Source organism: Roseateles sp. P5_E1 (assembly GCF_054049335.1).
The window spans coordinates 1-615 of the sequence record NZ_JBFUMN010000288.1 but is presented as its reverse complement, the minus strand read 5'-3'; the positions used below and the strand labels follow the sequence as shown (position 1 = coordinate 615).

Annotated in this window: 1 protein-coding gene; it reads right to left on the bottom strand. The window is 68.1% G+C overall.

Annotated features, from left to right (window positions below):
* Positions 1 to 106: 106 nt before the first annotated feature.
* Positions 107 to 615, bottom strand: a 509-nt coding sequence (locus tag ACXJKJ_RS31095; RefSeq protein WP_457395432.1) for a hypothetical protein, incomplete at its 5' end; no start/stop codon positions are given.

The window sequence follows — 615 nt, the reverse complement described above, 5'->3', positions numbered from 1 at the left end:
GCAGCAACGCGTGGAATCATCGTGAGGACGGTGCGAGTGCGACCGGTGCAAGGCCTGCCGCATCGTCACCCTCGTCCGCACCTGGGGTGGCGCCATGCCGGACGGACTAATCGCCTGCAACGCGGGTCAGATGCCCCGGCGTCCAGCGATAGCGCCAGCGGTGCGGCCCCGGTGGCGGGCAGTCGTTGGCGCGCGCCTCACCACCGGCGGTGACGGCTGCGCGTTGGCAGGTGGGCGATTCAAGCCGACTTTCGAAGCGCACCTGGATTTCCCCACCCACCACCTCAAGACCCGTGAGTTCGCCCGGGATGTGGACCGACACCTCGTTGGCGTACCCCACCTCGCGGAGGATCGCGAACGCCACGTCATCGGACGACACGTTGCCGGGATACGCCGACTGTCCCCGCCGATCCCCCGGCCGCAGCGCGGTCATCACCACCAGTTCGTTGGGTCGATTGCCGGTCGAGCCGGAGGTAGTGGCGGTGTAGGTGTACACGATGCCGCGCGTGCCCGCGCCGTCGATGTCGGCCACGCGAATGTCGACCGGTCGATAATCGAAAACGATGTCGTCGGGCGGTAGCATATCGAGTGTCGCCGCGACGGCACGCCGTGCCG